General features: G+C 62.6%; 10 protein-coding genes. 8 read left to right on the plus strand and 2 right to left on the minus strand.

All coding sequences use genetic code 11. The features are described from left to right. The first annotated feature begins 3 nt into the window (after window positions 1-3). The 7 genes from ABD937_RS04200 to ABD937_RS04230 all read left to right on the plus strand — a co-directional run bounded on the left by ABD937_RS04200 (window position 4) and on the right by ABD937_RS04230 (window position 7,494). Window positions 4-2,505 (plus strand): XrtN system VIT domain-containing protein, encoded by a 2,502-nt coding sequence (locus tag ABD937_RS04200; protein WP_345253649.1) that lies wholly within the window; start codon window positions 4-6, stop codon window positions 2,503-2,505. A gap of 1 nt (window position 2,506) precedes the next feature. Further along, on the plus strand, window positions 2,507-3,925 hold the full coding sequence (gene xrtN / locus ABD937_RS04205) for an exosortase N (protein ID WP_345253651.1): 1,419 nt from the start codon (window positions 2,507-2,509) through the stop codon (window positions 3,923-3,925). Then, window positions 3,922-4,485, plus strand: coding sequence for a hypothetical protein (locus tag ABD937_RS04210; RefSeq protein ID WP_345253652.1), 564 nt, complete (start codon window positions 3,922-3,924; stop codon window positions 4,483-4,485). Before xrtN ends, ABD937_RS04210 begins: the two co-directional genes overlap by 4 nt. Further along, window positions 4,482-4,868: a hypothetical protein gene (locus ABD937_RS04215; protein ID WP_345253653.1), complete on the plus strand. Its 387-nt coding sequence runs from the start codon at window positions 4,482-4,484 to the stop codon at window positions 4,866-4,868. Before ABD937_RS04210 ends, ABD937_RS04215 begins: the two co-directional genes overlap by 4 nt. 12 nt (window positions 4,869-4,880) lie before the next feature. After that, window positions 4,881-5,282, plus strand: a complete 402-nt coding sequence (locus ABD937_RS04220; RefSeq protein WP_345253655.1) for a hypothetical protein — start codon at window positions 4,881-4,883, stop codon at window positions 5,280-5,282. A gap of 162 nt (window positions 5,283-5,444) precedes the next feature. Next, a complete protein-coding gene (gene creD / locus ABD937_RS04225) occupies window positions 5,445-6,755 on the plus strand; it encodes a cell envelope integrity protein CreD (protein ID WP_345253657.1) in 1,311 nt (436 codons plus the stop codon). A gap of 64 nt (window positions 6,756-6,819) precedes the next feature. Then, complete coding sequence (locus ABD937_RS04230) at window positions 6,820-7,494, plus strand: DUF1361 domain-containing protein (protein WP_345253658.1); 675 nt, start codon at window positions 6,820-6,822, stop codon at window positions 7,492-7,494. 354 nt (window positions 7,495-7,848) lie between these two features. Here the strand turns inward: ABD937_RS04230 and ABD937_RS04235 are convergent, their stop codons facing one another. Beyond that, complete coding sequence (locus tag ABD937_RS04235) at window positions 7,849-11,322, minus strand: hypothetical protein (protein WP_345253660.1); 3,474 nt, start codon at window positions 11,320-11,322, stop codon at window positions 7,849-7,851. Window positions 11,323-11,537: 215 nt separating this feature from the next. Between ABD937_RS04235 and ABD937_RS04240 the strand changes: the two genes are divergently transcribed. Continuing rightward, window positions 11,538-12,182 carry an MBL fold metallo-hydrolase gene (locus ABD937_RS04240; protein WP_345253662.1) on the plus strand — a complete coding sequence of 215 codons (645 nt, stop codon included), beginning with the start codon at window positions 11,538-11,540 and terminating at the stop codon, window positions 12,180-12,182. Between the two features lie 328 nt (window positions 12,183-12,510). Here the strand turns inward: ABD937_RS04240 and ABD937_RS04245 are convergent, their stop codons facing one another. After that, window positions 12,511-13,161 (minus strand): GIN domain-containing protein, encoded by a 651-nt coding sequence (locus tag ABD937_RS04245; RefSeq protein ID WP_345253663.1) that lies wholly within the window; start codon window positions 13,159-13,161, stop codon window positions 12,511-12,513. Window positions 13,162-13,475: the final 314 nt, after the last annotated feature.

The following is a 13,475-nucleotide window of genomic DNA, read 5'->3' on the forward strand; positions in this document are numbered from 1 at the left end:
ACTATGCCTTCTGTCATTGCCCCCCTCCGTCATCCGGTTGTTTACACCGGTCTCCTGCTCCTCGCCGTCTCCCTGGCCCTTTTCAGCGTGCCGCTGTTCTACCGGGGAACCGACGAATTTCACCTCCGCGTATTCATGGGCACTTATGGATGCAGTATCATCTACCTGTTCTTTTCGGCGGCACGCGCGTCGCAGACGCCACCAGAGCTGAAGCCGGGCCGGTGGGTGCTCCTGCTGCTACTCCTGCTCGTAAGCGCCTACGCGCTGAACCGCTGCATGGACGTGTTCGCGGATTCGCCGGCCTGGCTCTGCATCGTGCTGGTTTTGATCGGGGTCAACTACCTGGCCACCCTTTTCTTCGAGCGGCTGCCGGTAGCTGCCCGCCTGTTGGTGATGGCACTGATGGCGGTTGCCTTACTGTTGTTTGCGTACCTGTCGTGCTACCTGCTCCCGATCTATGCCATCAGCATCCCGGGATTGATCGCCTTCGGCATCTCGGTCCACACCTTTGTGCCCCTTGCCTTCGTCTTCCTCACGATCCGGCTGCTGCCCCGTCTTGCCGGAGAGCGGCGCTCCTACTGGATCGCGTTCGGCGCCGGTGCCGCGCTTACGGTCTTCTTCACCATCGGCTACGGCTTTGCCTGGCGCGGGCGCGTAGGGCAATTGAATGCACAATACCGGGAGGCGCTTGCCGACGGAAGCGCGGACCTGCCGGTGTGGATCCAGCTTGCCCGCAGCCTGCCGCAGGACCGGCTCACGGAAAAGGTGCTGAAGTCGGACCTCGTTTATGTGATCCCCCAATGGGAAACTGACGGCTTCTGGCAGATGCCTTCGCGCAGCCTCGGTGAGCTCACGCATCGTCACGATCCGTTGGTCGTACTGGCCAATCTGATGAGCCCCCGCATCCGTATCGGCGAGGAAGAACGCATCCGCCTGTTATCGACCCAGTTCGGCGCCCGCCACCACAGCGAAGAGCGCCTCTGGACCGGGGTAGACCTGACGACCGAAGAAATACGGACGCAGGTGCGCCTCTGGCCATCGCTGCGCCTCGCTTACACCGAGCAGCTCCTGACGGTTTTCAACCACGCTCCCCGCGAGGGATGGCGCAGCCGCACCCAGGAGGCCATCTACACGTTCCGCTTGCCGGAGGGCGGGGTGGTAACGGCACTCTCGCTCTGGGTCAACGGGCGGGAGGAGCAGGCGATCCTGACCACACGCGAAAAGGCCGACAGCGCCTACCGCACCATCGTTGGCGGCGAGCGCCGCGACCCGTCGGTAGTGCATTGGCAGGAAGGCAACCGCGTTACGGTGCGCGTGTTCCCGGTGAATGCCGGCGACCGCCGCGACTTTAGGATCGGGGTTACCGCTCCGCTGCGCCGTCAGGGCGGGAAGCTGATCTACGAGTCGCTCCGCTTCGAAGGCCCCGATGCCTCGGGCGCGCAGGAGCGCGTGCAGCTGAAGACCGATGGCGGACAGGCTGATGATGCGGGCCGGCAGGTCGCATTCCGGTCGGGCGACGACGGCGTGATCTATCAAGGTGGCTACCGAGCACATTGGTCCTACGCGCTGCCCGACCCGGGCCTCAGCGCAGCCGCTTTCTCGTTCCAGGGTCAGCGTTACAGCGTAGGGGCTTACCGGCCCATGCAGGTGCCGGTTTCCGTGACCGACGTCTACCTTGATGTGAACAGCAGCTGGACGGCCGCAGACTTCGATGCGGTGCTGCGGGCGGCCCGCGGGCGCCGGCATTGGGTGTGGGAGGACGAAGGGATGGTAGCCGTGACCGATGCCAACCGGGACCTGCTCTTTAAGCGCCTGTCGGCCTTCCGGTTCAGCCTTTTCCCGGTGTTCCGCATCGCGAGGCCCGCCAGTTCGCTGCTGGTAAGCAAGAACGGCGGGGCCAGCCCGGCGCTTGCCGACCTCAGGACGCACCCGTTTTATGAGCGCCTGAAAGCCTATTCCAGAAGGTCCGAGCCCGTAGTGCTGTTCAACCTGGGCCACGGGCTCACGCCCTATCTCGAAGGACTGCTGCAGTACCGCTGCTTCCGCTACCAGCAAGGCACGCCGGCCGACCTTGCAACGGCGCTTGCGAAAGGTGTATTTCAATTGCCGGACGAGGGCGAGACGCGCGTGGCGCTTCCGGTGGCGGGTATCGAGCTGCACCGGGCCCCCGGTGCGGGCAGCTCCGCCGCGCCCGATCACCTCCTGCGGCTGTTCGCCTATAGCCACCTCCTGCGCGCTTACGGGCAACAGGGCATCGACAACGGCTCCGCCGATGCTTCCCTGGTAGCGGAGGCGCGGCTCGCCAACATCGTGTCGCCGGTGTCGAGCCTCGTGGTGCTGGAAACTGCGGCCGATTACGAGCGCTTCGGTATCGACCGCGCAAAGGATGGCCTCGGTAACGCCACCCTGAAGGCCAACGGCGCGGTGCCGGAGCCCCACGAGTGGGTGCTGCTGGTGCTTGGTGCCGTGTTCGCCCTTTACCTCTGGTTCCGATCAAGATTTTAAGATGCAACGAACGATCTCCCTGCCCGCAGCGGTGCACGGCGTGCCGCGGCCGACCGTAGTTCTACTGGCGCTGTACGCCGTGGTGTCCCTGTGGGTCTTCCAGGGCTTCCTCAAGCCGTACTCGCTTCCTTTTGCATTGGGAATGCTGGCGCTGCCGTTCTGCCTGCTGCCCGGGCCTGTTGCGGGTTCCGACCGGCGCTGGATGCTGGCGGGCGCCGCCCTGCTCCTCCTCACCGCGCTGGTGCCGGTGAAGACGCTGCTGTTCCTTTCGCTGGGCTGCCTGCTCTTCGGGATCGCGCCCCGCGCGGGGCTGCGCGCCGGCCCGCTGGCGGGCCTCGTCTGGATCTTTGTGACGCCCATCTTCACGTACTTCTTCAATGCCTTCTCCTTTCCCATCCGGCTGCAGCTGGCTGCCTGGGCCGGTGGCTTGCTGCGCGGACTGGCGGTGCCGGTCTCGATCCAGGGGCATGTGATCGTGCAGCCCAATGGCTCTTTCTCCATCGACCCGGGATGCATGGGCCTGAATATGCTGGTGGCTTCGCTGCTACTCGGCGCCATGACGCTCGGCTACTACCAGCGGCGCCTGCAGCGCCGGCCCGGCACGCCGGCACTCCTCTTCTTTTTCGGGGTGCTGTGCGCCTGCAACGTGCTCGCCAACCTGATCCGGATACTGCTGCTGGTGTGGTTCGTGCTCCTGCCCGGCACGCCGATGCACGAGGTCACCGGGCTTGCCTGCCTGCTGCTGTATGTAGGCGTGCCCGCAGCGTTCCTGGCGCGCAGGCTCATCGCGCGGGGGCAGCCGCTTGCGGCGGTTGAACCCGTCGCTCCCAGGCCGGGCGGGCTGCGCGTACAGGTACTGATGCTGCTCCTCTTTACATCGGTGGCCACCTATGTCGCCAACACCGACACCAATCTGCAGCTGTCTTTCCTCAACGGCCGGAAGGCGGGCGCCTATGCCATTACAGAACAGGTGCCGGGCGTGCTGAAGCTGTCCGACGGGCAGCACCTCCTGTATGTGAAGTTCGTGCGCGGCTTTTACGACACCGATCACTCGCCCACCATCTGTTGGACCGGCAATGGCTATACACTGGCCGGCGCGAAGGAAGAGCGGATCGGCGGACAGGCGGTCTTCACCGCCCAATTGCAACACGAGGAAGCGCGCCTTTACACTGCCTGGTGGTACAGCGACGGCGCCGTGCATACCACCCGCCAATGGGAGTGGCGCGAGCGGATGCTGCGGGGCGGCCGGCGCTTCGCGGTCGTGAATGTGACGGCCGCTTCGCCCGCGGCGCTGCGCCGTGAAGTGGCCTCCCTGCTCGGCGGCAACCACCTGCCGGCTTTGTTCCGGTCCGTAGAAATACGGAAATGGGCGGACCCGGCGCCGCTCCTGTTCATGAACCCTCAAACAAATCCCCGATGAACCGAAAGAATTTTCCTGCGCTGCTCTGCGCCCTGCTGATCGTTTCCCTGCTGCATGTGCTGGTGTATGCGGCCGTGCGCCTCCTGCAACACGAAGCCCTGGAGGCTCCGCCTGCACGAGCGGCTGAAGAAGCAGCCTACCGGCTTGCCCGCGGTACCGATCCAAAGGACTTGCTGCCGCCAGCCGATCCGCAGCGCTTCGCGAGCGGGCTGCTGAGCACCTTTGTGCTGGACGCCAGCGGGCGCGTGCTGGCTGCCGATGCCCGGGTTGGTACCCGCACCATTCCGGTGCCGGCCGGGCTGCTCGACCATGCCCGCCGCAACGGGATCAAGAAGGTGACCTGGCACCCCTGGCCCGGGCTGCGCAAGGCGCTGGTGATCCGGTACCTGCCCGCGGGTGACCGGTTCGTAGCCGTTGCCGGTCCCTACGACGATACGCCTAATCCCAACTTCATCTGGTTCCTCTGCGCCAGCTGGCTGGGCTGCGGGGCCCTGCTCTCCGGTTATGCCCTGTGGTCCGGCCGCCGCTCCCGTATTCCTGCGCCAAGTTTATCCAAATGACCCCTCCTTCATTCACGGTTCCTGCTGCCGCCAGCGGCCCCGGTGCTGCAGCCGGGGCGCGGCCCGACATCGTGCTCATCGAGATGCTGGGAGCCGATGTGCGGAGCGCCTACGCGCTGGCCGACGCCTTTCGTGCACAAGGCTGCCATGTATGCCTCGCCGGCCACCCGGTGGCGGCACTTCCGCTCGAGGCGGGTGCGCATGCCGACACGATCTTTCTTGGCCCCGGAGCCGGAATGTTCCCGCTCTTTCTGAACGATTTCCGCGGAGGGCTGCCGCGGCGGGTATATGCGGGCGCTCCGCCCGGCTACGGGTCCGCCCCCGCGGCAGACTGCGCCGCAACACCCCCGCAGCCGCCCACCACCCGGTTCTTTTACCTCTAAAACCAATGAATCATGCCTGCCTTCCGCTTTGTCTTCTACACCTGGCTCTGTACCGTGTGCCTTTATCCCCTCGCCGTGATGACCGGCGACGTGCTGACCCGTAGTACTACGGAGCTGCACCTGTTCCTGCCCCTGCTGGCCGGCGCCGTGGTGCTGGGCCTGCCCGGCCTCCTGCTCGGCTGGATCACCTTCCGCTGGCTCTTCGGCGGGCGCCTGTCGCCGGCCCTGCAATACACCGTTTGGTCGGCGGGCATCCTGCTGCTCATCGCCGGCACCATCGCGCTGCTGGCGCGGCCGGGCCTCACGCTCACCGGCGAGGACGAGCGCTTCACGCTGCCCCTGTTTGCCGCCGCCGCCTTCGTGCTGCTGCTCCGCTATCCCTATTTCCGCGAAATCCCGATTACTGAATATTAAAACCTGTCTCTAATGTTGGATAACCCTGCCTTTCGTGAGGCGTGACGCCTCAGGCGTGAGTAGCTAGTGCACGACAGTAGTATGTTTTCTTCTCACGCCTCACGCATCACGATGGACTAAGGAAAAGCCCAGCCTGAAGACGACTTCTAAAACCAACCACACATGAATGATCTGAAAAAAGAGATCTGGTCGCAAACGCGCCTGCTCGTAAAAGTGGGCCTCATCGGGCTAATCATGGCCGTCCTCATGATCCCTACCTGGCAGGTGCGCGAACTCATCCGGGAGCGCGAGGCCCGGCAACAGGAGGCCGTAAAGGAAGTAAGCAGCAAATGGGCGGGCCGCCAGGTGCTCACCGGGCCGCAGCTCGTGTTGCCCTACCGGAGCAGCGCGCCGACGCTCCGCGGCGATACGGTGACCACGGTACTCCATGCCGTACTCCTGCCCGATAGCGCCGACGTTCGCGGCAACGTGCAGCCGAAGGAGAAGCACCGTGGTATTTATACGGTGATGCTGTATTCCGCCAGCGTACAGCTATCCGGCTCTTTCCGGGCACCCGACCTGGCGGCCCTGCGCATTGATCCTGCCCAGGTGCTGTGGGGCGACGCATTTGTACGGATGCAAGTCGACGACCTGCGCGGGCTCAGCGGCGAGCTGGCACTCCGCTGGAACGACCGCACGCTTCGCTTCTCGCCGGAGCCGTCGACTTCCGACAGTGGCACCGTGCTTACCGCGCCCTTGCCGCTCGCCGGCATCGCCGACCTCGAAGGCGCGCGCTTCAACGGCGCTATCGCCCTCAACGGCGCCCAGCAGCTACGTGTGGCGCCGCTCGGCAGGCGGTCGTCGATCACACTGGCCTCTTCCTGGCCGCACCCGAGCTTCAGCGGCGACGGGCTGCCCGAGGAGCAGCAGGTCACGAAGAGCGGGTTCACCGCTACGTGGATCCTGGGGGCCAACCAGCGGCAGCTGCCGCAGCAGTTCCTCGCGGCCGACCGGGGCCGCAGCTTCAGCCCGGCGCCCATGTCGGTAGGGGTAGACCTGTTTCAACCCGTGGGCGCTTACCAGAAAACGATGCGCTCCATCAAGTATGCGCTGCTCTGCATCCTGCTTACGTTCGCCGCGTTCTTCCTGATGGAGCGTGTGCACCAGAAGGCCGTGCACCCGTTCCAGTACGGGCTCATCGGGCTGGCACTCGTGCTGTTTTATGTACTGCTGCTGTCCTTCTCGGAGTACGTCGGCTTCAACGGCGCCTATGCCATTGCATCGGTGGCCACCATCGGGCTCATCACCTGGTTCGTACGTGGTGTGCTCGAGTCGGGCCGGTTGTCGGTTTTGCTGGCAGCCGTGCTCGTGCTGCTCTATGGCTATGTGTTCACCATCCTGCAGCTACAGGATTATGCGCTGCTGCTGGGATCGGTAGGGTTGTTCGCGACACTGGCGGTAACGATGCACTTCTCCCGCCGCATCAAATGGTAACACCCGTATTTATACAGCCCCGGCCGCTGCGCCGGGACTGTATTCTAAATCTGAAAACGTTGTTATGAAAATGACTTCCCTTAATTATTGGTGGCGGAAGCGCGACGCCACCGTGCAGGTGCTGCTGGCATCGGTCGGTTTCAGCATCGCCCTGCTCGTGTTCCGGATCGCCTACAGCGGTTCCCTGGCGTTACTGTTCCTTGCCTGGAACGGATTCCTGGCCCTGCTGCCCTGGGCGCTCGGCCGGGTCCTTCGCCGGCGGGTCGACTGGATCGAGCGGCCCTTCCCGTTCTATGCCTTGTTCCTGGGCTGGCTGCTCTTCCTTCCCAATACGTTCTACATCACCACCGACCTGCTCCACCTGCGGCCGCGGCCGGGGATACCGGTCTGGTTTGACCTCGTGCTGCTTTTTTCCTTTGCCTGGAATGGACTGCTGCTCGGCATGCTTACGCTGCGCGACATGGAAGCGGTGGCAATGGCGCGCTGGGGCTTGCGCAAAGGCCTGCTCTTTTCGATCCCGGTGCTGGCCCTCAGCGGGCTCGGCGTCTTCATCGGCCGCTATTGGCGCTACAACTCCTGGGATGTGCTCACCGCACCCGGCGGGCTTCTCCGCGATCTTGCCGGACTGCTGCTGCACCCGGTGCACAACCGCTTCGATTGGAGCATGATCATCTGCTTCACGGGTCTGCTCGTGCTGCTCTATGCATCGCTCCGGCGGCTGGCCGCGTCGTTTTCCTGACAGAGAAACCCACGGCGGAAGGGAGGTGAAGTAGAAGAAGGGATTTTTACCGCTAAGAAAAGAAGGGGCTAAGGTTTTCGCTAAGGAGCGCTCGTTTATTGTTCTATTGGTCTATTAGTTTATTGGTCCTTCGACAGGCTCAGGATGAGAGGGATCGTTTCTGTTCGGCCGATCCTTCTGCTCCCAAAAAAATTTCTATAGCCGCACGTTCATGCTGCCAACCAACTGTAGGATAAGACCGCACCGGAACAGATCCGAGATCCTACATCCGCGATCTGAGATCGGAACGCGGTCTGAGATAAAAAAAGGTCCCCGCGTGAGCAGGGACCTTTTTATGACGGATTGGGAATAAGCTTAGAAATCGAGGCCGAGCGCGAGGTAGGTCTGCGGCTTTCCGCGGAAGAAGCCGTTCATCGTCCAGGCCGCGTCGAAGCGGATGAAGTAGCCGAGCAGGGTGCTGCGGGCGCCGAAGCCGTAACCGCCGGCGAAGGGACCGATGCCGCCGGCCTTCAGGTTCACCGACACCTGGGGTTGTGTGGGATCCGTGTAGGTGAGCGAGGGGCGGGCGATCTTGTCGGGCGTGCCTGTCCAGGCGGTACCGAGGTCGATGAACTGCACGAGCTGGAAGTTGCGCAGGAAGGCGTTGTTGATGGGGCGGTTGAACAGGGTGCTGAACACCGGGGCGCGCACCTCGCTGTTGAACACGAGCACGTTGTTGCCGTTGGCGATGTTCTGCTTGAAGCCGCGCAGGTTCACGGCGAGGGCCTGGTACACATAGTTCTGGCTCAGATCCGGCGCGGGCTGGGGCGTGAAGTAGCGGTACTCGCCCGTCGGGTTTCCGCCGCGGTCCGTCTTGGCGTTGGAGCCGAGCTTCAGCCAGCCGTCCACGCCGCCCAGGTAGTGCACCACCTTGTTCTGTCCCCACGAGAAGTCGCCGGCGCCGCGCACGGCCCAGATCACGTTGCGGTAGATGGGCAGGTAATGGCGGGCGTCGAAGCCGACGTTGAACATGTTGCGGCCGAAGGCGGAGCCACCCTTGTCGAGGCGGGCGAAGTAGTCCATGTACACCTTGTAGCGGAGGCCCTGCCAGATATTGGTGGCGGGGTTCAGCGTGTTGTCGTTCACGAACTCGATGGAGGCCTGTCCGAACGCCTGGGTCTGGTCTTCCAGCAGGAGCCCGATGAGGCCGTTGAGGGGGTTGCCCTGGATCGCGATCGGCGTCACGATGGTGCGATCGAAGCGGGGACCGATGGTGGCGCGGAGGCTCTTGGTACGATCGAGCGCGTAGCGCACCCGGCCCAGGTAGTAGTTGGAATGTGTTTTCACGCCTGCGTCGATCGGGATCGGAGGGTTCCCGTCCACCTGAACGAGTAATTGCTCAATATAGCTCCGGTTGGAGCGGTAATAGGAGAAGCCCCAGTCGAGGCGGTTGCGCTGGTTGGTGAATTCGGCCAGCACGTCGAAGTCGCGCAGGTTCGGGGCGATGCGGAAGCCGCCGGAGATCTTGTAGTCTTCGAAGAGGTCCACCGTGCCGAGGCGGATGAGGCCGTTGAGGTCGTTGCCGTTGGCCGGGTCGATCGGGCCTGCACCGCCCGCAAAAGGCTGATACTTGGTGGGGCCGAACACCGTGTTGTTGGCGCCCGCCACGAGGTAGTCGGTAAAGAAGCGGGCAGGGCGGTATTCGAACAGCTTCGCCTTTTTCAGGATCGGGTCCACATCCAGCACCTGGCCGGGCACCACCTGGCCCAGCACGGCGCCGGCGGAGTCGCGCTTCTCGGGCTCGAACTCACTCTGGAAGAAATCGCCCTGGTTCTTTTTAGCCGTATCGAGCACCGCCTGCTGGCTGTTGAGGCCGGTGGAGGCGAGGCGCTCGCGCTCGCGCAGCTTGCGTACGAACTCGGTGGGCGGAGCGGTCACATTGCGGCGGCGCAGCGTGTTCTCGTCCACGCGGAGGCGGTAGAGGAATTTGTAGTCGCCCTGGCGCGTCACTTCGCTTACCAGGGTGTTGTCGCCGGCAGTGCGCGTCTCGAGCAGGCCGCTCTGGTAGTTGGTGAGCGGGAACACGTAGGCCGAGTCGTTGGAAGTGGCGAAGTAGCCTACGGAGTCGATGTCGGTCTTCTTCCACTCGCGCAGCAGGGAGTCGACCTCTTTCTGCGCGGGGTTGCGGAGGATCTCGTCGCCGATGAACACCAGCGTGTCGAGGCCGGCCTTCTGCGTGGTGAAGAAGCCCGCGTAGCGGTTGTTGATGCCGTTCTCGTCGGAGACGAAGGTGAAGTGCGTGACGTTGTAGGGCGAGGGGAAGCGGGCGTTGCCGAACTTCAGGTTGGTGAGCTGGGAGATCTGCTTGAACTCGCTCTTGTTCCAGTTGTCGACGAGGAAGACGTTGAAGCGGGAAGAGGGCATCGCCGTATCGGCGCTCACAGCGTTGGCCGAGGGGCGGTTGGAGGAAAAGAGGATGCCGGTCTTGTTCGGGAAGGTCACGAAGGAGGCGTCGAGGTCGTCGAAGACGTCGTTGGTTACCTGCTCATAGGTCTGCTTCTCGATGTTATACACGTAGATATCGCTCTGGCCGGCGCGCACGGCGCTTACGATGAGCGTATTCTGGTTGAGCATGTACTTGATGTCCTGCACCTGGTCGAACTGCTTCCATTCCTGGCGGTCGATCTTGATGCGGCGCACGAGGTCCCACACGAAGAACTTGAGCTTTCCCTTCTCGGTATACACCACGGCGAGGCGGGTGCCTTTGTTGTCCCAAGCCAAAATCGGCAGGTTGGGGTTGATCTCGTCTTCGCGGCTGCGGGTGCCGAACTCGAGGAGCACCTTGCGGCTCGTGAAGTTTTCGTTGAGCACCACGCTGTATTTACCCTGCTTGTACTCGGTAACGGCATAGGTGAAGGAGCGGGGGAGCGGGTTGGCGTTGAAGCGGATGTAGTCCTTCTTGCCGATCTCGTTGGTGACCGACAGCTGGCCTTTCGGCACGATGCGGCGGCCGCGGATGTCCTTGAAATAGAGGGCCTGCTCCTCGGTCATGAAGTCGCGGAGCACTTCCTTGAATTTCTTCTTGGCGATCTTCTGCGTAGCGGAGTTGAGGTTGCGGTAGATGCGGGCGAGGTAGAGGAGGTAGGTGGGCTTGTTGGCGCCGTACTTGTTGGCGATGTAGTACCAGAAGGCATGGCCGGCGAGCTGGGGCTTCTCGAAGGCGAGCTGGTAGAAGTTGTTGTAGTTGCCGCTCATGAGGGCGCTCTTGAGCTGGTCGTCGAGCTCGGTGTTCCAGGGCTCTGCCACGTAGGCCACGTAACCGTCGGTGAGCCATTTGGGGAGGTCGAGGAGGGTCTGGTTGGCTGCGAACTCACCGAGGTCGTCGCCGAAGAGGAGGTTCTGCACCAGCACCTGGGCGATGCCCTGGCGGATCTGGCGGCGCAGGTTGTTCTTGTTGGCGTCGTAGTAGACCAGCATCTTGTTGTTCACGAGCCGGGTGACGCCGCCGGTAGCCTGCCAGTCGATGCCGAGCCCGATGTTCGACTGCTGCATGTCCTCGAAGTTGTTGTAGACAACGATGTTGGCGCGGCGCTGGAGGCCGTATTCCACGAACTCTTCGATCTGGGGAAGCTCTTTTTCGGCGATCTGGGCCACGTATTTACCAAGCTCGAGGCCGTTCTGCGAAAAGTAGGAGTTGAAGTTTTCGGTCTGGTAGTATTTCCACTTGAATTTCTTGAACTGTACGCGGTTCTTGCCGAATTCTACGGCGTTGACCTGGGCACCGGCAGCAAGCGAGAGAAAAACACAGAGCAAGGTGAGAAGAGAGGCGCTTCGGCTGGAATGATTCATAAAGTCAGGTTCAGAGTTCTAAGGACGCTTGGGTTTGTTGAAGGGTCAGGGTGTTGATGCTCCTGGAGCCGCAAAGCGTGAACCTGCGTGACGGATTCGCCCTCCTGGAAAAAGGGCCGCCCCTCACGTCCGTCGCTTCCCGCTTCACGAGCGGGGAATCAGTACTTTTGGCACTGCCTCCCCTAAATTGCAATAAAAATAACGAAAAAGCGGTTATGCTCACGGTTCAGACCTTCACCTTCAACCCGGTCCAGGAGAACACCTATCTCGTGTACAACGAAGAAGGTGCCTGCTGTATTATCGACCCCGGCTGCTATTTTGCATCGGAGGAGAAGGTCCTGTCCGACTTCATCACCACCTCCGGCCTGAAGCCGGTGCTCCTGCTCAATACGCACTGCCACCTCGATCATATTTTCGGCAACCGCTTCGTACAGCGCACCTGGGGCCTCGAGCTCCACCTGCACCGCCTCGAGGAGCCCGTGCTGGAGCTGGGGCCAGCCTCCGGCCAGCTGTGGCAGCTGCCCTTCGAGAACTACGACGGTCCCCGCCACTTCCTCGACGAGGGCGATGCCGTCCGCATCGGGTCCGACGAGCTGCATGTGCTCTTCACGCCCGGCCACTCGCCCGGCAGCATCACCTTTTACCAGCCCGTGCAGCGATTCGCCATCGCCGGTGATGTGTTGTTCAACGGGTCGGTCGGCCGCACCGACCTCCCCGGTGGCTCTTTTCAACTCCTCGAGGAGAGCATCCGCACCAAGCTGTATACCCTCCCCGAAGACGTCATCGTCTATCCCGGGCACGGCGGCTCCACCACCATCGGCGACGAGCGCCGCGATAATCCTTTTGTGAAAATGCCCTGAGCAGGGCTCCCGTTGAAGATTTAAATCACGGCCTCATACTTCCCGGCGCAGGCGCCTTGGGTTTCTTTTAGATGAACGCGGGTTTCACGCGGAGACGCGAAGGCGCAAAGCCGCAAAAAATCTGTAGTTGCTTTCGTTGGAGTCTTTCCGTAGTAATGCAGCCTTTCTGGCTTGCCTCGGTCGCACCTCGCTACCCGTCCCATTCCTGATCCATTACTGGCAGAAACTGAGCCTCTTCACTTCGTCGTAGGCAACAAAAATCCCCCGGCGATGGGGCCGGGGGACTTCGTGGTTTGGATGGTGGGGGTTATGGTGTTTTTCCAAAAACTTAGCGGGGGTTGATGCGCCCGCTGCCCGATACCGAAAAGTCGGTTTGCGTGGGTGCGCCGTAATATTCGATGGTGCCGGAGCCGTTGACGCGGGCGGCCAGTCGCCAGTCGGCATAGATCCGGACGAGGCCGGAACCGTAGATCGTGGCCTCGCCGGCGGCGGATCCGTTCTCACGGGCGTCGATCGTGCCGCTGCCTTCCACCACGGCGGTGGTCTTGCCCCACTGGCAGTTGTGCGCCGTGATGCGGCCGGAGCCCTTTACGTCGAGCATCATCTCGTTGCTGCTCATGTTCGAAAGGTCGTAGGCGCCCGAGCCGTTGAGTGCCACCTGGGTAACGTAAGGCGCCGTGATGCGTACCTTGATGTTGTTGCGGCGCACGGTGTTCACGTCGCTTTCGAAGCGGAGGGTCAGCTGGCCGTTGGCGGAAGACGTTTCGTAGCGCGGCACGAGGTTCTCGTAGCCGCTCACTTCTACCTTCCGGGGGCTGCCCTCCGTGATCTCGACCTGCGCGTCGCCCTCCATCCGGACGATGTAGAAGTCGGATACGGTGCGGGTGTCGGTTACGATGGCGCCTTCGCCCCTGATGCCTTCCTTGGTGCAGCTGGCGAGAAAGAGCAGGCCGGACAAAAGAAAAAGTGGTGTTTTCATGGTGGTGCTTTTCAGGTGATTTTAGTTGGTTGACACCTGCAAAGTACCCCACTCCGCCGGGCGGTTCGGGCCAACGTGTATGGATCGTCATTTCGGGCTACGAAGCGCCGTATTGGCCGACAGGACCGCTTCCTGCAGTACCGCTGCGAACGCGTGTACCTAGAGCGAAAGGTGGCCTTCGGCGGAGCGGTAGTGCATACGCGCCCGGGGCGCGCGGCGCTCCACCTCCTCTGGGAGAATAGGGTTTAGAAGTTTAGGAGGTTTAGGAGGTTAGGCCCTCTCTTGCGACGGCGGATGTATCGGAAAAACGAGTT

It is taken from the genome of Flaviaestuariibacter amylovorans (genome assembly GCF_039541815.1).
In the GTDB taxonomy this organism is placed as follows: Bacteria; Bacteroidota; Bacteroidia; order Chitinophagales; family Chitinophagaceae; genus Flavisolibacter; species Flavisolibacter amylovorans.

Coding starts and splice junctions, on each gene's coding strand:
- ABD937_RS04200 (WP_345253649.1), top strand. CDS start 4: ATGCCTTCTGTCATTGCCCCCCTCCGTCATCCGGTTGTTTACACCGGT.
- ABD937_RS04240 (WP_345253662.1), top strand. CDS start 11,538: ATGCTCACGGTTCAGACCTTCACCTTCAACCCGGTCCAGGAGAACACC.
- ABD937_RS04210 (WP_345253652.1), top strand. CDS start 3,922: ATGAACCGAAAGAATTTTCCTGCGCTGCTCTGCGCCCTGCTGATCGTT.
- ABD937_RS04230 (WP_345253658.1), top strand. CDS start 6,820: ATGAAAATGACTTCCCTTAATTATTGGTGGCGGAAGCGCGACGCCACC.
- ABD937_RS04215 (WP_345253653.1), top strand. CDS start 4,482: ATGACCCCTCCTTCATTCACGGTTCCTGCTGCCGCCAGCGGCCCCGGT.
- ABD937_RS04235 (WP_345253660.1), bottom strand. CDS start 11,322: ATGAATCATTCCAGCCGAAGCGCCTCTCTTCTCACCTTGCTCTGTGTT.
- xrtN (WP_345253651.1), top strand. CDS start 2,507: ATGCAACGAACGATCTCCCTGCCCGCAGCGGTGCACGGCGTGCCGCGG.
- ABD937_RS04220 (WP_345253655.1), top strand. CDS start 4,881: ATGCCTGCCTTCCGCTTTGTCTTCTACACCTGGCTCTGTACCGTGTGC.
- creD (WP_345253657.1), top strand. CDS start 5,445: ATGAATGATCTGAAAAAAGAGATCTGGTCGCAAACGCGCCTGCTCGTA.
- ABD937_RS04245 (WP_345253663.1), bottom strand. CDS start 13,161: ATGAAAACACCACTTTTTCTTTTGTCCGGCCTGCTCTTTCTCGCCAGC.